Source organism: Streptomyces sp. NPDC040718 (genome assembly GCF_055593565.1).
This window is the reverse complement of record NZ_JBVIXO010000002.1, coordinates 608777-628111: the sequence shown is the minus strand read 5'-3', so window position 1 is coordinate 628111 and position 19335 is coordinate 608777. Positions and strand designations below refer to the sequence as shown.

Below are 19335 nucleotides of genomic sequence, written 5' to 3'. Positions count from 1 at the left end.
GTGGCAAAGGGCATTCGGGAGCGCGAGTTCCAGAACTTGATGATCCAGTGGTCTCTTCCGATGGGGTGGGGCTTCACAGCGGGTAGGTCGCTGTCGCGTGAGACGACTCAGACCGTGATCGCAGGCCAGCTCCGGGACGCCGTCGTTCGTCTCAACCCTGGGGTGATCGACGGTTTCGACGCGGATACGGTGGTCGAGGAGATCGTCGCCACGGTCAACGCTGTCGAAGGCGGGCTGGTGCGAGCCAACGAGCAGGTGTTACGCCTGCTACGCGGGCATAAGGAGTTTCGAGATGCCGAGGGCGTGTGGCACGCACTGAAGGTCATCGACTTCGAGCATCCGACCGCCAACACCCTCGTCGTCTCGGACGAAGTGACCATAACCGTGCCAGGCAAGACCTCCCGACGGTTCGACCTCGTCTACTGGATCAACGGCCTGCCCCTGGTCGTGGTCGAAGTGAAGTCCCCGACCGCGAAGTCCGGGTGGGCTGAGGCTGCACGCGAGATCAACAACGTGTACGTCACCGAGTACCCGTGGTTCTTCACGCCCAACGTCTTCGCCGTCGCCACGGACGGACTGAAGCTGCGGTTCGGCGCCGCCGGCGCGCCCACCAACCTGTGGCAACCGTTCCGATCCACCGACGATGACGAAAATCTGTCCGGGCAAGCCGACGTGCAGCGCTCCGTCGAGTTGCTGATGAACCCCATCACCATCCTGGACATGCTCGCCAACTTCGCCCTCTTCGACACCGCCGGGGGAGGGACCGACAAGAAGTACCTCCCCCGCTACCCGCAGATGGAAGCTGCGCACTTGATCCACGAGCGTGTCCTGCAGGGCGGCTCGAAGGGCCTGGTCTGGCACCACCAGGGCTCCGGGAAGACCCTGCTGATGGTGTTCGCCGCCGCGCTGCTATTGGCCGATACCCGTACCGAGTCGCCCACGATCATTCTGCTCTCGGACCGGAATCACCTCGTCCGGCACACCTCAGGGGTTTTCACCTCGGCGATGGGGGACGCCTACTTCCACAAGCCTTCGAACAGCCAAAAGCTGCGCGCCCTGCTGGCCGACGACGTGCGTGGCGTCATCTCCACGACCGTCCACAAGTTCGCCGAGGCCGGCAAGAACCTGTCGGTCCGGAGCAACATCATCGTGCTCGTCGACGAGGCACACCGCACCCAGTCCTCCGATGAAGAGTCCCTGGCCGGGCAGATGCGCGCAGCGCTGCCCAACGCAAGGTTCTTCGGCATGACCGGCACCCCTATCAGGAACCTCGCCACCGACACCTTCGACCTCTTCGGGGAGGAGGGCGACCCGGGCAGGGTGCTGCACCGGTACTCGGTGTCCCGATCTCTGCTGGACGAGGCGACCGTCCCGGTCATACTGCATCCGCACCCGGTCTCCTTCGAGATGGACGACCAGGCGTTGCAGGCCGAGTTCGACGAGTTCGCCGACGACTTCGATCTCGACGACCCCGACCGCGAGGCCCTGTCCCGCAAGTTCGGACGCCTTACCTCAGTGTTCGCCAACCCCGACCGTATCCACACGGTCTGCCAGCACATCGTGGACCACTACCTGGCCGGCGCCTACCGCAACGGCCTCAAGGCGCAGGTCGTCGCTTACAACCGTGAGCTGGCTGTGGCGTACACGGACAAGATCAACGAGCTGCTGGCCGGCTTCGAGGCATCCCAGGTGCTCGGCGAGGTCGGGAAGCACCAGCGGATCACGGCAGAGGTGAACATCTCCGTCTCGGACTCCAAGACCGAAGACGTCGACATGAAGCCGTACCAGCTCTCGGAGACCGAGGAAGAGGAGCAAAAGCGGCGGTTCCTCAGCCCGGACGACCCCCTGTGCTTCCTGGTGGTGACCGCGAAGCTGATGACTGGGTTCGACGCTCCCAACGAGGGAGTCCTCTACCTGGACAAGCCGCTGAAGGCACACAACCTGTTCCAGACGATCACTCGCCCGAACCGCACCTGGGTGTCACCGACCGGGTTCGTGAAGACCTCCGGCGTGGTCGTGGACTACATCGGCCTGGCCGAGGAAGTCCAGCGGGCCGTCGTCGACCCCACCGCGGCTGGGCACAGCAAGGGAGGCGGGTTCGTCACCGACCTGTCCGAACTGGTCGCCGAATTCCGCACCGCCTTCGCCCGCATCGAAGACCTCCTCGCGGACGTGGACGGCGTCGACCTGACGGTCCACGGATACCAGTCCGTCCGAGCCATCAACGTCTTCCTGGATGCCAACCCCGACGCCGCCGAGGTGTTCAGCAAGGACTACCGGCTCCTGGCCCGCCTGTACCCGTTCATCAACACTGACAAGCGGGTCGCCAAGTACAGCGACGGCTTCGGACTGTTCGGGTCCGTGTACACGACCCTGTTCAAGAAGTCCTCTGACGAGGAGAGAAAGGAACGGCTGACCGAGCTGGGACCGATGGTCTTGGAGATCATCAACGCCCACGTCCACTCCTTCTCCGTAGTTGCCTCTCAGGAGGAAGCCCTCACTCTGGACGCCCAGGGCATCACCATCCTCAAGGAGCTGCTGGCGCTCGTCCGCCCGAAGACCGACAAGGATGGCGGCGAGGACACATCCACGCCGTCAGCGGCGGAAATCCTGGACCACATCAAGGCTGCCCTCGACAAGGGAGTCGAACCCGGGTCCGCGAAGTACACCGCCCTCGCGGAGCGGATCAAGCAGCTGCGGGACCGGATCATCCAGAATGCCCAGGACGCACTGGACTTCCTGTCCGAAGCACTTCGGGTGGCCCGGACCATCGTCAACGCCGAGAAGCACCCTGACGAAGCCGTCGTCGTGCTGGACGACGACCACATCGGCGTCCTGTCGCGGATAATCCACGACCACGCGCCTGCCGGCCTCACCGTCACGGAGAGGTACCTGGCCGAGGAAATCGACCAGGTAGTCACCCGCACCCTTGCTCGGGCATGGGACAACGCCGACGCCCGCAACCGAGGCGCCCGCCGCGCCACTGCCGCGGTCTTCCGCCGTTACGCACTGAAACCGGTAGGAGAGCCGTACGACGCCACCGTCGCCTACATCGAGGCCCACTACCTCGTTGACTGACGAACGCGCAGAGGCCCGGCGACCTGTGGCGGTTGCTGGGCCTCGTCGCGCCAGTGCACACGGCGGCTAGCGCTACCACTCGTCGGTGTCGCCGTACTTCCCCGGGTTCTGCGCGCGGTCCACAGCCTGTGCACACGCCTCGGCGAAGGCTTCCTCCACGGCCGCCTCGTCGGTACCGCGGACCTGGGCCTCGACCTCCTGGCCCGAGCCCGGGCGGCGTGCCGTGCGCCAGGCTGACGGGCGATCGGTGTAGGCATCAGCCTCGAACTCCCAGGCAGGCACCGACCACTGCTCGGGGAGGCCAGTCGCCTCACGCTCCCCTCCGGGGAGGAACAGCGCGCGGGCGTGGAAGACCACTGTCCGCTCGGGCATGCGCTCGCAGATCGCCCGTACGCCGCCGGGGCCCTCACGCTCCCATCGCCAGCGGTCCCACTCTTCGACTGCGGCTGTGCGGTCGGGCCAGTCCTCGCTCCACTGCGCAACCACCTCGTCGGCGTGCTCTCGGTGAAGCAATGGCACCCGCCGCTCGCCGAGACGGGCAACGTGGAGCATCAGCTCAGCAGGCACAGGACTCGCGCTGGCGCCAAGCACTGGCCCTCCGGGCACTCCGGTCTGTTCTGTGCCCCACAAGAGACCTCCGATCTTGTCTGCGGTGTCCTTCAGGACGCGGCTGGTCAGGTGCTGGTAGCGGCGGCGCATCCTGGCGGACTTGCCAGGTTCCCAGCCCATGATCGCGTCGACGACCGCGTCCGGGACGCCGAGGATCAGCAGCACGGTGGCCGCCGTGTGGCGGGCGTCGTGGAGGCGGCCGTCGCGGACCTCGGCAGCCTTCAGCAGCTCCTTCCACTTGTGGTAATCGGTGTTGGGGTTGAGGGGCTCGCCGACCGGCGAGGTGAAGACGTAGCCCTTCTCGGTCCACAGGTCGCGGGCGAGGGCTCGCTCACGGGCCTGCGCCTCCTTGTGGCGGCGGAGGAGTTCCATCAGCTCGTCCGGGGCGCCGATGGGCCTCTGGCCGGCGCGGGACTTCGCGCTCTTGGTCTCTCGCCGGATGTTGATCTTCTGGGGGCAGAAGCCGGGCTTGCGACCGCAGCGGTCACCGCAGCCGTGCTTGTATCTGGGCCTCAGCCGGCCACGGCGGACGCGGATCACGCCGAGCTCAAAGTCCACGTCGTCCCACTGCATGCCCAGGACCTCGCCCTGGCGGAGGCCGAGCGCGAGGGCGATGACCCAGCGCGCGGTGTTGCGGTGCTTGCCCGCCTCGGCGAGCAGCCGCTGGACCTCTTCGACCGAGTACGGCTCGACCTCTTCTTCGTCGACCCGGGGGGCCTTCGCGATCGTGGCCGGGTTAGCGGTGAGGTGGCCGCGGCGGACAGCCTCGTTCAGCGCGGTACGCACGGTGCGGTGGACCTGGTGGGCGGTGCCGGCGGCGCTGCCGGAGTCCTGCATCTTCTTGTAGAAGCGTTCCAGGTGTTCCGGCTCCAGCTTCTCCAGGCGGTGGGCGCCGAGGCCGGGGATGAGGTGGTGGTTTACGGCGACGCGGTAGCCGTCGATGGTGTTCTCGGAGACATGGGCTGCGGCTATGTTCTCGACCCAGTGGGTGAGCCAGGTCTCCAGCGTCCAGCTCTGGCCGGCCTTGCGGACCGTGCCCTTGTCGCGTTGCCGCTCCAGCTCGCGGACGGCCTTGGTGACCTCGGCGCGGGTCTTACGGCCGACGTGGCGCCGGTCGGGCGTGCCGTCATCCTTGACGCCGACGGTGACGCGGCCGTGCCATCTGCCGTCCTTGCCAAGGTAGATCGTGGAGGCGCCGTTGGGCTGGCGGGGCTTCGGTACGGAGGCTCGCGTCACGCGGCGGCCCCGAAGTCGCTCGCCGACAGGCGGCGGGCCAGGAAGTCGTTCACCGCCTCTGCTGGGATGCGGCGCAAGCTGCCGATCTTGACGGAGTGGATTGCCCCTGACGAGACGTACTCGTACATCTTCGTCCGGCCGATGCCGAGGCGACGTGCGGCTTCGGCGACGGTGAGGCCAACGAGGGTGGTGTCGCCCTGGTCGCCGGCGCGGGCGGCTATGAGCGCGCGGAGAGAGTCCTCGGGGACGTCGAGGAGCCGGGCGATCTGGGCAAGGGGCAGGGAGTGCTGGGGCAAGGGTGTGCTCCTCCTCCGGCGCACACGGTCACGGGGCGGCAACCCTCGCGGACCAGGCCGGTGGTGATGTTCAGGGATGGGCAGTGCTGATGCAGTAAGGCACGGGGGCACGCTTCTTGGCGTTAGCGGCCCCGAGGCGTGTGCTGCCGGAATCCGGACGGCGCAGACCTACCCGCGCTCGGCCTCGTGGCCCCACGCTCATTCAGGGGTGCTGGCGCTTCCACGCGTCTTCTTCGCGGCGCATCAACTCTTCGAGCTCGGCCTTCTGCTCGTCGCCGTAGCTTGCGAAGTGCTTCAGCTCGAACTCGATGTGGTCGAGCTCGCGTTCCAGGATCTGCGCGTCATGCTGCACACGCGCGAGCGCGGCCTGCTTGGCGATGCGTTCGCGGACGATCCCGCGGATAACCGGGTCGGCGTGCTTCATGGGCGGAGCGGTCAGCTCGTCCATGGTGAGGCCAAATACCTGGCAGAAACCAAGCGCCTCGTCGAGGTTGACCCGGCGTCGCGGCTTGCCGCTCTCGATGCGCCAGATGGCAGCCTGGTTGACCGGGTGGCCGGCCTCGGCCATTTTCTCGGCAAGGGCGACCGTGCTCCAGCCGCGCGCCTCACGTTCCTGCTTGATGCGATCGGCGACGTAGTCCTCGGGCACAGGCCGGTCCGGGCCCGCTGCGCGTGCCGCACCGTCTTTGCTGCTCATATCCACCTCCTCCCTTCAGGGTGACCCCAGGGGCCACTGCGGCCACGGTCAGAAGTGAACACCGTTGCGGAGCCGAATGCAAGTCATTGCATTATCGAACTTCCTGGGTATGCTGTCCGTCCACCCCCGAACGCCGGGGAACGTAGACGGACACGGAAAAGCCCCCGGCGCGTAGCACCGGGGGCAGAGCATGAACCCTCGAAACCGCCCATCCCTGAACGATCGAACCGGCACAGCCGGGGTTGCCGCCCCATATGGCTCGCCGGGTGAGGAGCTCAATGACCCAGGGTACGACCCTGCCGACCCAGACGCCATCCCACTTCGACGAGGGCCCCACGCCGCTGGAGCCGCCCTTCAACATCGATGCCGAGCGCGCGGTCCTCGGCGCCTGCATGCACAAAGCCGACGTCATCGACGCGGTCCGGCCCATCCTGGGCGACGACGCGTTCTACCGGCCCGCGCACGAGACGATCTGGCGCGCTCTCCTCGCCCAGCACCGCGAGGACAATCCGACCGACCCGATCGTCCTCACCGAACTGCTACAGCAGCAAGGCGACCTACAGCGGGTCGGCGGTTCCGCCTACGTGTTCCAGCTCGCCGACGCCCTCTACGGCACCGGCAGCGCGGCATACCACGCGGAGATCATCCGCAAGAAGGCCAACCTCCGCCGCCTGCTCGCCTCCGCCATACGCACGGTCCAGCGGGCGCAGGAGCCCGGCGCGGATCCCGAGGCGATACGCAGCGAGGTCGAAGCGGAAGTACGCGCGGAACGCGAGCGTGCACTCGCTTCGGGGCAGGGGCGCCTGTCCCGCTTCGCCACCGACGGATGGTCCTTCGTCAAAGAGACCGGTGCGGACGCCGAGCCCCTGTGGGGCACCCGCGAGAAGACCCTCTGGGCCCCAGGCGAGAGCCTGATGATCGTCGGCGCGCCGGGCGTCGGAAAGACCACCCTGGCCCACCAGGTGATCTTCGCCCGCCTCGGCTTGCAGGAGACCGTCCTGGAGATGCCCGTCGCCCCAAGCCGGCGGGTGCTCTACCTGGCGATGGACCGTCCCAAACAGATCGCCAAGGCCATGGCCCGCCGCGTCTTCCACACCGACGAGAAGATCCTGCGCGAGCAGCTCGTGGTCTGGGAAGGCCCGCTGCCCGCCACACTCGACAAGGAGCCCGACCTCCTCGCCGACCTCGCCGCAGCCCACCAGGCCGACACCATCGTGATCGACAGCCTCAAGGACGCGGTCACCACGATGGTCGACGACAGCCTCGCGGTCGCCTTCCACAACGCCCGTCAGCGGGCGATACGCAACGGCGTGGAGATCATGGAGCTGCACCACCAGCGCAAGGCCGCCGCCGATGCACCGCGCGGCCAGCGCCCCAGCCTGGACCAGGTCTACGGCTCCACCTGGATCACCGCCGGCGCGGGCAGCGTCCTATTCGTCACGGGCCGGGCAGGCGACCCCGCGGTCACCCTGCACCACCTCAAGACCCCCACCGGGGAAGTCGGCCCCCTGGACGTCACCCACGACCACGTGCGCGGCACCACGACCCTCGACCCGACCAAGGACCCCGCCGTCCTGCTGCGCAACGCTCCCAACGGGCTGACCGCACGTGACCTGGCAACCGTCCTCATCGGCGGGGGCGACCCCGACCGCGCCGACATCGAAAAGGCCAGGCGCCACCTCTCCCGCCTCGTCGACAGCGGCCTGGCCACCAAGGCCGACGGCATCGCCGGAGGGACCGGAGGCGGCCAGCAGGCCCGTTACTACGCCTCCGCCCGCCACCTCACCGCCGTCGGCTGACCACTTCGCTAGCCCCCGCGGACCGTTCACGCGACCGTACACGCGCCCCTCCCGCACGCACAGGCCCACAACCCGCCCCAGGCGTGCACGCTCACCACAAAACCGCAGGTCACACGTTCACGGAGGCGTACACGCCGTACACGCACCCAGGCGTACACGCGCGAGCCCCCCTTTAGAAGGGGGCTCGCGTGAACGCCCCCCGCGTGAACGCTGTGAACGACCCCAACACAAGACCCGCTTCCCCACCCTGGAGCCCCCCGCCTTGCTCTCCCCTGCCCCGAGCACCCCGGCAGCCACACGCGGCGACCGCAGCATCCGCGCCGGCATCGCCCCGCTCCCCGCCCACCCCGGCCGCCAAGGACGAGACCCTCGCCAAAGTGACGATCCTGCCGGCGCCCGCCGAGCACCCGCACCCGCCGGGGGCCGTCACGTGAACCGCAGCGGACGCATCGCCCTCGTCCTCGGCTTGGTGGCCGTCGTCCTCATGGCCTTCCGGGTCTCGTGGAACGCGCTGTCCGACGTGGCCAGCGCCATCGGCGCAGACTCCACCGCCGCCCTGCTCTACCCGATCGTGGTCGACGGACTGATGGCCCTCGCGCTGGTCTCCGCGCTCGTCCTGACCGGCACCGACCGCACGTTCGCGCTGCGGGTCTTGGCCGCCTACACCATCGCCAGCCTCCTGCTGAACTACGTGCACGGCCTCGTTCCCGCCCTGCACACCACGTCGGTCCAGTGGGGCCGACTGACCGACTGGGACCCAGCGAACTGGGCCCTCGTACTGCTGGCGACCTCGCTCCCGGTCGGGTCGATCTACTTCGGGTCGGACCTCGTGGCCAAGGTGCTGCACCACAACCCCGAGTCGGCCGACCCCATAGAAATGGCCTCCGACCAGTCGGACGACCGGCAAGCCGACCAGTCGGCTGGCGAGGAGGCCCCACAGTCGAGGTCTGGCCAGGCCAAACCGGACCTCAAGCAGCCGACCAAGTCGACCCCCATGAAGGTCACCGAGCCACCCGTGACGAGGCCGACCGAGCTCGACACACCGTCCCCCGCTGCTGCTGCCCGACCTCCCCGGTCAGCCGCCGTGGCGGAGTCGACGGGATCTGCGCCGCGTCGGGCGACCGGTCGGGTCCCCGCCGCCGCCAAGCCGACCGCCCACCGCAGCCGCACCGACGCCGAAGTCCTCCACGAGGCCCGACTCCTGACCGCCGACTGGAGCGACGACCAGCTGACCGCCGAGCGTCTGCGCACCACGCTACGGATCGGCCAGAAACCCGCCCGCCTCCTGCGCAACCAACTGCAGGCCGAGCGCACCGGCCAGACCCAGCCCGTCGCGGACGGCGGCTTCAAGGTCGGGCCACTCGACGAAGCCGCAGCCCCCGCCGGCAACGTCTGACCCCCCACAAAGGCGCCGCCCCCGCCCTTCCGGCGCGTCCCATGTCCCTATTCAGCCGAGCACAAGGCAGCACGCAGCCATGCACCCCACGGAGAACCAATCCATGCACGACCCGACCCACGAACTCCCCGCCGCCCAGCAGCACATGACCACGGGCCTCAACAGCGCAGCAAGTTGTACCCAGAGCATTGCTCCCGTCGGCAGCAATGCTCTGGGCTCCCCCGCCCCCAGGGTGGCGGGAGGTGACCAGCGCCAGGGGGCGCCGGTCCTTCGGGATGCGGCCGAGGGCGGACCGCACCCGGGCAGGGACGGACAGCACACCTGCCACACCACCCGCTGCACGCACACCACGTCGAGCTCGTCACACGTGCGCCAGCGTGAACGCCTGCGCGCCGAGAACAAGCGCATGCACCAGCCCAGCTGCCGCCTGAACGACGACGAATACCAGCTCCTCACCGACGCGGCCTCGGTCTGCCGGATGAGCGTCGCCGGCTTCCTCGCCCACGCCGCACTGAAGGCGGCACGCGACCTCGACCGCACCGAAGCCGAGATCGCCACCCGCCGGGAGATCGTCAGCGAGCTGTTCGCCCTGCGCCGGGCCCTCGGCCAAATCGGCAACAACCTCAACCAGGTCGCCACCGTCCTGAACTCCGGAGCCGACGCCCCGCACGCCAAGGCAGTCCTCGACGCCGTCCAGCGGACCGCCGAGCGCGTGGAGGACTTCACCCAGCGCTACCTGGAGACGGAGAACCCCGCCGGATGATCCCCCGCGTCCACAAGATGGGCAGCCGCACCATCGGCCTGATCCGCTACCTCTACGGCCCCGGCACCCACGAAGAACACATCGACCCGCACCTCGTCGCCGCTTGGGACAGCCTCGTCCCCGACCCCGGCCGCAACCCGGCCGCGACCTACGAGGACCTGCAAAGGCTCCTCGACCAGCCCGTCGAAGCCCTGCCGAAGTCGCGCCGCCCTACCGAGCACGTGTGGCACCTGTCCGTACGCGCCGCACCCGAAGACCCGATCCTCACGGACGAGCAGTGGGGCGACATCGCCCGTCGCATGGTTGCCGCCACCGGCATCGACCTGGGCGACGGCTCTGGCTGCCGGTGGGCGGCCGTCCGCCACGCGGAGGACCACATCCACATCATCGCCACCACCGTCCGCGAGGACGGCCGCCGCCCGCGCCGCCACAACGAAGCCAAACGCGCCCAGGCCGAAGCCCGCCACATCGAGGCCGACTACGGCCTGCGTCGCCTCAACACCGGCGACGGAACCGCAGCCCAGCGCCCCACCAGCGCCGAACGCCACAAAGCCAACCGCCACAACAGGGAGCGCACCCCGAGGGAGGAACTGCGCGAGAGCGTCCGGCGCGCGGCAGCCGGCGCCCATAGCGAGGAGGAGTTCTTCGACCGCCTCGCCGGCGCCGGTCTCCTCACCCGGCGGCGCGTCGCGCCGTCCGGGGACCTCCTCGGCTACACCGTGGCCCTGCCCGACGACCGCAACAAGAACGGCGAACCGGTCTACTACTCGGGGTCCAAGCTCGCCCCCGACCTCTCCCTGCCCCGCATCCGCGAACGCTGGACCAGGTCGGCGGAAGCCACCTCAAAGGATGACGGGAGGCCCGAGCAGCCGGCCCTGCCGCCGGTGACCGGCCCCGCATTCGCGCGGCGCAGGGCCACCGCCGCGACCTGGCAGGCGCTGCTGATCATCGACCACGGCGACGACGGAACGGCAGCAGCCCAGATCGCCGCCGCCGGAGAGATCCTCGACGCGCTGGCCAAGACCTCCGCCGCTCACACCCGCAAGGAACTCCGCGACGCGGCCTTCGCATTCGAGCGGGCCACCCGCTCCCACGTTAAGGCAGTCCGAGGGCACGACCGCGACCTGCGGCAGGCCGCCCGAGACCTCGTCCACAGCGGACCCGCCCTCGCCCGCGGCGAGGACGGCGCCACCACCGCCATGCTCATCGACATGGCCTTCTTCCTCGCCATCACGGCGGCGAACTGGCACGCCAAGAAGCACCACGCCCAACAAGCAGCAGCCGCACGTCAGGCCGCCGAGCACCTGCACGCCGCCTACCAGGCCGTAGCCGCCCAGCCCATGGCCGCGCTCCACCAGCGAGGCCAGCGCTTGGCCCTCCATGTTCAACAGCGGCAGGCCGCCCTGGTGCGCCAATCGCTGCCGGAGCTGGCCGAACGGGTCCTGGCCGAGCCCGGCTGGCCCGCCCTGGCCGCCACCCTCACCGACGCCCAGAAGGCCGGACACGACCCAGCCGCCCTGCTCGCCGAAGCCACCCAGCGGCGCGAGCTCGACACCGCCACCTCGATCAGCGATGTCCTCGTCTGGCGCCTGCGCCGCAGCGCTCACCTGCCCGTCGCCCCTGAAGCTCCGCACGAGCCGCCTGCCCGGGGAGACAGGCGCACACCGCCTGCGGCACCCGCCGCACAGCCGGCAGCCAAGGCAGCAAGCAACTCAACCCGACGGCGCTGACCGGACAAGAGCGGCTGAAGGTAACCGGCGATCCCCGGTTAGCCAAACCGGGGATTCTCCAGACCATTGATGCACACCCACCCACACCTCTGAGGAGCACCTCTATGCCCGCAACCCCCCTGCGCCCCCACATCATGGCCCTGCTGTTCGACATGGACTTCGCTCACCCCGGACGCACCTTCCACCACCTCGACGGGCGCCTCTTCACCAAGGAGGAACAGGCCCTCGCCAACGAAGCCACCCTCGAAGAGTTCCAGGCCGCCGGAGCCAAGATCCACACCGAGGTGACCCAGGAGATCGCCGATCAAGCCCTGAGCGACGCACTCGATCTCCTGCGCAAGTACTTCGCCCAGAACCCCGAAGCCGTCATCCGCTACATGACCGACGAGGACCGTGCCCAGTACGAGAGCCTCCTCACCATCGCCACCGCAGACGGCGGCCGATTCCTCACCCGCAGGAACTGACCACAAGGGGAAAGCGCCAAACAGAACCGGCGGCCGGGCCCCTGCCCGGCCGCCGACCTGCTGTACGAGGCACCGCGCGCCCCGGCGGCCATCGTCTGCCCATCAAGATGGCGTCTCCGCAGTTCGACCTTCTCCCCGTACCGAACCTCCGGCCGAGCGAGGTACGATGAACATCGGCCGCACGGGCGTGTTCTTGGTCACACTTGAATCTCATCCGTGCGGCCACCTTTGTGTCCCGGTGACAGCCAGCTCGCCCATGGAAAGTCAGGTGAGGGCGGCGATGGCGCGGGCCTAGAATGGCCGTCGTGACCGACAACACTCAGCGCCCCGACAGTGGGCCGAACAGCGCCCCCGAACTGCCGACCCAGTACGCGCCGGCCGAGGTAGAGGGGCCGCTGTACGAGCGTTGGGTAGAGCGCGGGTACTTCGAGGCCGACGCGAAGAGCGAGAAGCCTGCGTACACCATCGTCATCCCGCCGCCGAACGTCACCGGATCGCTCCACCTCGGCCACGCCTTCGAGCACACGCTGATCGACGCCCTCACCCGCCGCAAGCGCATGCAGGGCTACGAGACGCTGTGGCAGCCGGGCATGGACCACGCCGGCATCGCCACCCAGAACGTCGTCGAGCGCGAGCTCGCCAAGGAGGGCAAGTCCCGCCACGACCTGGGCCGCGAAGCCTTCGTCGAGCGCGTCTGGGAGTGGAAGGCCGAGTCCGGTGGGCAGATCGCCGGCCAGATGCAGCGTCTTGGTGAGGGCCTGGCCTGGAGCCGGGACCGGTTCACCATGGACGAGGGCCTGTCCCGTGCCGTCCAGACCATCTTCAAGAAGCTCTACGACGACGAGCTGATCTACCGCGCCGAGCGCATCATCAACTGGTGCCCCCGCTGCCTGACGGCCATCTCCGACATCGAGGTCGACTACCAGGACGACGACGGCGAGCTCGTCTCCATGAAGTACGGCGAAGGCGAGGACACCATCGTCGTCGCCACCACGCGCGCCGAGACGATGCTCGGTGACACCGCCGTCGCCGTCCACCCGGAGGACGAGCGCTACAAGCACTTGGTCGGCAAGCGCATCAAGCTGCCGCTGACCGACCGCACGATCCCGGTCGTCGCCGACACCCACGTCGACCCGGAGTTCGGCACCGGCGCCGTCAAGGTGACCCCGGCGCACGACCCGAACGACTTCGCCATCGGCCAGCGCCACAACCTCGAATCCATCGTGGTCCTCGACGAGCGCGGCATCATCACCGTCCACGGCCCCTTCCAGGGCCTGGACCGCTTCGAGGCCCGCTCCGCGATCGTTGCCGCCCTGCGCGCCGAAGGCCGGATCGTCGCCGAGAAGCGGCCGTACGTCCACTCCGTCGGCCACTGCTCGCGCTGCAAGACGACGCTGGAACCACGCCTGTCCATGCAGTGGTGGGTCAAGGTCGAGACACTCGCCAAGACCGCCGGTGACGCGGTTCGCGACGGCCGGGTCAACATCCACCCGGCCGACATGTCGCAGCGCTACTTCGACTGGGTCGACAACCTCAACGACTGGTGCATCTCGCGCCAGCTGTGGTGGGGCCACCGCATTCCCGTCTGGCACGGCCCGAACGGTGAGCTGGTCTGCGTCGGTCCCGACGAGGAGCCGCCCACGGGTGAGGGCTGGACGCGGGACACCGACGTCCTCGACACGTGGTTCTCGTCCGGCCTGTGGCCGTTCTCCACGCTGGGCTGGCCGGAGCAGACCCCGGACCTGGAGAAGTTCTATCCGAACTCCGTCCTGGTCACCGGTTACGACCTGATGTTCTTCTGGGTCGCCCGGATGATGATGTTCGGCCTGTACGCGATGGACGGGCAGCCGCCGTTCCGCACGATCGCCTTCCACGGCATGGTCCGCGACGAGTTCGGCAAGAAGATGTCGAAGTCGTTCGGGAACACGGTCAACCCGCTGGACTGGATGGACAAGTACGGCTCGGACGCGCTGCGTTTCACCCTGGCCAAGGGCGCCAACCCGGGCGTCGACGTCCCGATCGGTGAGGACTGGGTCCAGGCGTCCCGGAACTTCGCAAACAAGATCTGGAACGCGACGCGCTTCGCGCTCATGAATGGCGCCACGGTCGAGGGTGACCTGCCGCCGGCCGAGAAGCTCTCGGCGACCGACCGCTGGATCCTGTCGCGGCTGAACAAGGTCGTCGCCGAGGCGGACGCCTATTACGACGACTACCAGTTCGCCAAGCTCGCGGATGCTCTGTACCACTTCGCGTGGGACGAGGTCTTCGACTGGTACGTCGAGCTGTCGAAGACGACGTTCTTCGACGGTGGTGAGCAGGCCAAGGTCTCGGCCCGCGTCCTGGGCGAGGTCCTCGACGTCACCCTGCGGCTGCTCCACCCGATCGTCCCGTTCGTCACGGACACCCTGTGGACCACGCTGACGGGCGGGGAATCGGTCGTCATCGCCGAGTGGCCGAAGGACTCTGGCTTCCGCGACGAGGCCGCGGAGCGGGAGATCGAGCTGGTCCAGCAGGTCGTCACCGAGGTCCGCCGGTTCCGCTCGGACCAGGGCCTTCAGCCCGGTCAGAAGGTCCCGGCCCGCCTGGAGCTCGACGGCACGGCGCTGGCCCCGCACGAGGCCGCCATCCGCCAGGTGCTGCGCCTCCAGCCAGAGGGCGAGGGCTTCGCCGTCACCGCCTCCCTGCCGGTGGCCGGTGCCACGGTCTCGCTCGACCTGTCGGGCACGATCGACGTGGCGGCCGAGCGTAAGCGGCTGAGCAAGGACCTGGCCGCCGCCGAGAAGGAGAAGCAGCAGGCCGAGGCCAAGCTCGGGAACGAGGCGTTCATCGCCAAGGCCCCCGACAACGTCGTGGACAAGATCAAGGGCCGCCTCGCCAAGGCCGAGGCGGACATCGCCCGGCTCCAGGCCCAGCTGGACAAGCTGCCGCCGCAGTAGGCGCCGGAACACGCCCGAAGGGGGCCCAGACCGCATGGTCTGGGCCCCCTTCGGGGTCTCCGGCCTCGGACACGATCCCTACGGAATCCCCAGCGTCTCGTACGGACTCGACAGGGTGAACTCGCGCTGCTCCGCGACGATCTGAGCCTGGTGGAGATCGAAGTTCGCCATGTACAGGAGGTCGTCGAGGCGCGTCGGCTTCTGCTCCAGCACGTCGAGGGCGATCTCGGCAGCGCCGTCGTTCCGGTCCAGCCTGTCCTGGAAGAAGTCGAGGTTCTTCTCCACGACGAGGCGCGTCATGTCAAGCTCCGAGACTTCCGCGTCGGACACGCGCTCGACCCGCGAGTGCACCCGGTACTCGTAGAAGGGGCCGGCAATACACCGGATGTCGTTGCCCGCCCCTCGCCTGAACCTGCTGGCCAGCAGGTTGACCGCGAAAGCCCAGTCCCCCCACTTGAGCACCTTCGGGTCGTACAGACCACACGCGAGGGCGTCAGCCCGGCGGCAGACGATCGACGTGGGAACGTGGTGCTTGCGTACGACCAGGTCTTCGTGGCACGGATACGAGGAGATGGTGAACCCCTCGAAGGCACCGAACATCCACGACATCGTGTGTACGAACGCGGTGTCGGGTTCGGAGTCGAGGATCTGCGCCGCCCTGTCCGGGTAGGACCCGTCCTTGAGGAGGGGTGGTTCAGTGGCCAGCCGGTCGTCGGCGTCCACCTGCATCACGTACTCCATCCGGGCGGCTGCCACGCCGGCGTTCCGGGCCACGTGGTGCCCCTGGCGCTGGGCGAGCCGGAGGACGCGGACGCCGGGCAGCTCAGCGCAGGTGTCGATGGCCTTCAAGGTCGTGTCGTCGTCCGATCCGTCGTCGACGATGACCACCTCGTACGGACGTCGAAGGGACTGCTCGACGACGGACTCCACTGCCTCGATGAGGTAGTCCCCCGCGTTGTGGCAGGGAACGACGAAGCTGATGCCAGCGTGCGTGGTTGTCACGAGGCCGCCCTTCCCTTCATGGCCGCAGCGCCGACCGGAGCCGGGCGCCTGCGCACCGCGATGACCGTCGCGCGAGTCGCTGCGAAGTAAGTGCGCCGAGAGCGCGTGTCCTGTTCGGTGTGGTCGTCCCAGCTCACGGTGAGATCCCAGCCCTCGTAGATCCGCTCCAGGGCGCGGGCGAGGGACTTCGGCGTGTACCGGGCCTCGCCTTCGATGTTGATCTGAGCACCATGGGCGTCTTTCCGCGAGATCGCCGTAAAGATCTCGAGGTAGTGCACGTTGACCGAGCGGGAAGCCTGTACGGCCTGGGCGAGCAGGGCCTCGGCGTCGTCTCGCGACAGATAGTGGAGGACGTCCTTGGCGACGAGCACGCCGAAGTCCTCCTGGACGGGGTACTGCTCGATGAGGGACTCCACCACCGTGACCCGCTCAGCAAGGTCCTGGCGCTGTGAGAGCAGCTGGAGCAGAGGCTCGGCCGGGGCCTGGTCCACCGCGACGACGGTGAAACCGGCCTCTGCCAGGACGACGGTGTACGCGCCGGCACCGTACCCGACGTCCAGGGCGCGGCGAGGGGTGCTGATGGGGAGGGCGGCCAGCAGGGCGAGGAATCGCGGCGAAACGGGTGCGCGCAGTCTCTCTGCGGTGCTCCGGCCGTTCCGTAACGCCTCGGCGTAGAAGGCGTGGAGGGACGCCTTCGAGTGTTGTACGGGCAAGGGGTACCGCCTGGGGTTGGAGGGCTGGATGAGGGGAGGTATCTAGAACTCGGCGATCTCGACGGGCCGGCCGGGCGTGAGCAGGGAGGACGCCAGCGCCTCAGTGACCTTCATCGGCAGCAGGTGCGCCGAGAGCGAGCTCCTGTTCTCGGTCCCGCGCAGCCAGTTCTCCATGAGCTGCCGGTTGCTGTCGCTGTGGAACAGCCCGTCGAACGTCTGGACGGTCGTGTACTGCTCGTCCGGCAGCAGGGAGGCATTCGCCCTCGTGGTCAGCCGGGCGAAGGCGTCGATCTTGTCCGCGTTCTGCCCGCGGGGCACGTCGTAGCAGTGGACGTGCGCGGAGTAGAGGGTCGACAGCTGCGCTTCGAGGTCGACGCTGGAGGTGCGGCCGTTCTTGTTGTAGACGTCGTCCGGGAAGTCTTGCCAGCTGCGGATGGACGGCGTCGTCTGCTCGAAGGACAGCGTCCCGATGGTCAGGGTGCGCTCCGACGCGACGTCGACCAGGCGGAACGTGGCGGTGATGTCCGTCTCGCCGAAGAAGGCCGCCGGGCTCTCGGCGTCCGGCCAGCGCGAGTGGCCGTCCTCGAACCGGCCGGCGGCCGGATTCGGGATCCGGAGGTGCTGGTCAGCCGGGAAGGCACCGAACGAGCTGACTTCGAGCCTGAAGCGGCGGTCGGGAAACACCAGCTTGTTGAGGGACAGGCACTGCACGGCGAGATCGACGTAGTGGTAGGCCCCGTGCATCATCATCCCGTAGCCGTACCGGTAGGGGTGATCGTCCCGCGTCTCGTACTCGTGCTGGAGGTTCCAGACACCGCCGGCGGCTCGCAGGTGGAACGAGGTGACGGGAGCCTGCCAGTCCCGCACCCTCTCTTCGAGCGAGCGGAGCACCTCGCCGTTATAGATGCGGTGGTACCGGCTCAGGGTCATCACGGAGTGCTTGGCACCGGTACGGCCGGCCTGCGCGATGAGCTCCTCCATGACGTCGGTGATGCGCGACGGCGCGAACCGGCCGTCGACCAGCGGAGCCAGGACCGGCTTCTCCACCAGGGAGTCGATGCCGTTCTCGACGCAGTAGCGCAGGTACGCCTCGTGCGCCCGCACCTCAGTCGCGATGTACACCTTCATCGGCAGCTCTGGCTGTCGAAGCTGCCGGAGGGCGGCTCCGATCAGCTCCGGCTGGTCCTGCTGCGCGGTCGATCCACGGCCCGACTCAGGGAGGTAGACGACCTCCCGAGGCTTCAGATCGGCTCCCTGGATGCGCTCCTCGATCGTCGCCCGCTCCGACTCCAGGTCGATGACGGAGTACGAGTCGACGTGGCCGGCCTCGACGGCGGCCCTGATGCAAGGCAAGTACTTGTTGGCGACGATCTCGTCGAAGCCGACCACGACGAGGTTGTGCCGACGGGTGGCGGGGCGGGCATCGCCGACGGCGGGTCGCCCCGTCGGCTCTTCGACACAGCGGAGGGTCTGCTGCCTGGGGATCAGGGTCGCTGTCGCCCGAGACATTCGAGAGTCGGTTTTCATCCGAGTTGCTCCCATTTGCACTGTCACTGCTCGGAGCTGTTCCGAGGCAGATCAGACGTTGATCACCGCGACGGTGGTCGCCTCTCGCCCGAGCTCATGCAGGGCGCGCCCACCGCGATCGGAGCCGACGCACCGACACCGGAGAGGCGGTGGCGGGGTTCGTGCTCGCATCACAAGGCTGCTGGCCAGGCCGCTCCGTCGGAACGTCCTCCGACCGCCCCAGCACCGAACTTTCACCGAACTAAGGGGCCCTGCCAGGCCCTTCACGGCTGTGAGCCCAGCACGAGATGGCACTCTGGCCGCATGGCAGAACTCAACGGAGAACCAGTCGAGCCGTCTCAGCTTCAGACCCTGGCCCTGACCAACTACGGCCACTTCACTTCGATGCGCGTGGACGACGGCCGCGTACGCGGCCTCTCTCTGCACCTGGAGCGGCTCCGGCGTGACTGCCGGACCCTCTTCGGTGTCGACCTCGACCCGCAGCGCGTCCGCGAGCTGGCCCGCCGCGCGGCTCCCCCGACCGGGTCCACGACCGTCCGCGTCACCGTCTTCGACCCCCAGCTCGACCTCGGGCACCCGGGCGAGGCCAAAGACCCGCACGTGCTGGTGACCTCCCGCCCTGCGGGCGCCCTCCCACTGCCGCCCCTTCGGGTGCGATCCACGACGTACGTACGTGACGTACCGAGCGTCAAGAGCGTCGGCCTCTTCGCGACCCTGCACCACCGCCGTCAGGCACAGCTGAACGGATTCGACGACGCCCTCTTCGTCGACCAGCAGGACGTGATCTCGGAGGGAGGCACCTGGAACATCGGCTTCTTCGACGGCAACCGGGTGATCTGGCCGAACGCCGACTGCCTCGTCGGCGTGACCATGGAGCTCCTCAAGGGTGCCCACGACCACGACGAGCGGACGGTCCGGCTGGACGACCTGCCGAGTATGACGGCCGCATTCGCCACCAACGCAGCGATCGGCGTGCGGGCCGTCAGCGCGATCGACGGAACCGAGCTACCCGAATCCCATGCGATCATCGATGCGCTCCGCAAGGAGTACATGGAGATCGAAGGCGACTTGTTGTAGCGCTCCGGAGCC

The 19335-nt window shown here is 68.4% G+C and carries 14 protein-coding genes; 8 read left to right on the top strand and 6 right to left on the bottom strand.

Going from position 1 to position 19335, the window contains the following annotated elements:
- Positions 1–3078, top strand: a complete 3078-nt coding sequence (locus tag ACZ597_RS08390) for a type I restriction endonuclease subunit R (RefSeq protein ID WP_471326631.1) — start codon at positions 1–3, stop codon at positions 3076–3078.
- 72 nt (positions 3079–3150) lie between these two features.
- Here the strand turns inward: ACZ597_RS08390 and ACZ597_RS08385 are convergent, their stop codons facing one another.
- The 3 genes from ACZ597_RS08385 to ACZ597_RS08375 form a co-directional block, all read right to left on the bottom strand.
- Positions 3151–4923, bottom strand: coding sequence for a tyrosine-type recombinase/integrase (locus ACZ597_RS08385; RefSeq protein ID WP_471326628.1), 1773 nt, complete (start codon positions 4921–4923; stop codon positions 3151–3153).
- A complete protein-coding gene (locus ACZ597_RS08380) occupies positions 4920–5219 on the bottom strand; it encodes a helix-turn-helix domain-containing protein (RefSeq protein WP_471326626.1) in 300 nt (99 codons plus the stop codon). Before ACZ597_RS08380 ends, ACZ597_RS08385 begins: the two co-directional genes overlap by 4 nt.
- A 202-nt stretch (positions 5220–5421) precedes the next feature.
- The gene (locus tag ACZ597_RS08375) at positions 5422–5916 is read right to left on the bottom strand and encodes a helix-turn-helix transcriptional regulator (protein ID WP_471326624.1); all 495 of its coding nucleotides are present in this window, start codon (positions 5914–5916) and stop codon (positions 5422–5424) included.
- Between the two features lie 278 nt (positions 5917–6194).
- On the opposite strand from ACZ597_RS08375, the gene ACZ597_RS08370 reads away from it, so the two are divergent.
- From ACZ597_RS08370 to ACZ597_RS08345, 6 genes are all read left to right on the top strand, one after another.
- Positions 6195–7715 (top strand): DnaB-like helicase N-terminal domain-containing protein, encoded by a 1521-nt coding sequence (locus tag ACZ597_RS08370; RefSeq protein ID WP_471326621.1) that lies wholly within the window; start codon positions 6195–6197, stop codon positions 7713–7715.
- Positions 7716–8145: 430 nt separating this feature from the next.
- Positions 8146–9111, top strand: a complete 966-nt coding sequence (locus ACZ597_RS08365; RefSeq protein ID WP_471326619.1) for a DUF2637 domain-containing protein — start codon at positions 8146–8148, stop codon at positions 9109–9111.
- Between the two features lie 103 nt (positions 9112–9214).
- Positions 9215–9874, top strand: coding sequence for a plasmid mobilization protein (locus ACZ597_RS08360; RefSeq protein ID WP_471326617.1), 660 nt, complete (start codon positions 9215–9217; stop codon positions 9872–9874).
- Positions 9871–11604 carry a relaxase/mobilization nuclease domain-containing protein gene (locus ACZ597_RS08355; RefSeq protein ID WP_471326615.1) on the top strand — a complete coding sequence of 578 codons (1734 nt, stop codon included), beginning with the start codon at positions 9871–9873 and terminating at the stop codon, positions 11602–11604. The genes ACZ597_RS08360 and ACZ597_RS08355 overlap by 4 nt, the downstream gene beginning before the upstream one ends.
- Positions 11605–11708: 104 nt before the next feature.
- On the top strand, positions 11709–12068 hold the full coding sequence (locus ACZ597_RS08350; protein WP_471326612.1) for a hypothetical protein: 360 nt from the start codon (positions 11709–11711) through the stop codon (positions 12066–12068).
- A 305-nt stretch (positions 12069–12373) separates the two neighbouring features.
- Complete coding sequence (locus ACZ597_RS08345) at positions 12374–15004, top strand: valine--tRNA ligase (RefSeq protein WP_471326609.1); 2631 nt, start codon at positions 12374–12376, stop codon at positions 15002–15004.
- A gap of 78 nt (positions 15005–15082) precedes the next feature.
- Here the strand turns inward: ACZ597_RS08345 and ACZ597_RS08340 are convergent, their stop codons facing one another.
- The 3 genes from ACZ597_RS08340 to ACZ597_RS08330 are packed head-to-tail and all read right to left on the bottom strand — an operon-like array spanning position 15083 to position 18228.
- A complete protein-coding gene (locus tag ACZ597_RS08340) occupies positions 15083–16006 on the bottom strand; it encodes a glycosyltransferase family 2 protein (protein WP_471326606.1) in 924 nt (307 codons plus the stop codon).
- Entirely contained in the window at positions 16003–16719 is a 717-nt protein-coding gene (locus tag ACZ597_RS08335) for a class I SAM-dependent methyltransferase (RefSeq protein ID WP_471326603.1), read from the bottom strand. Before ACZ597_RS08335 ends, ACZ597_RS08340 begins: the two co-directional genes overlap by 4 nt.
- Positions 16720–16761: 42 nt before the next feature.
- Entirely contained in the window at positions 16762–18228 is a 1467-nt protein-coding gene (locus tag ACZ597_RS08330) for a Gfo/Idh/MocA family oxidoreductase (RefSeq protein ID WP_471326600.1), read from the bottom strand.
- A gap of 321 nt (positions 18229–18549) precedes the next feature.
- Between ACZ597_RS08330 and ACZ597_RS08325 the strand changes: the two genes are divergently transcribed.
- On the top strand, positions 18550–19323 hold the full coding sequence (locus ACZ597_RS08325) for an aminotransferase class IV family protein (protein WP_471326597.1): 774 nt from the start codon (positions 18550–18552) through the stop codon (positions 19321–19323).
- Positions 19324–19335: the final 12 nt, after the last annotated feature.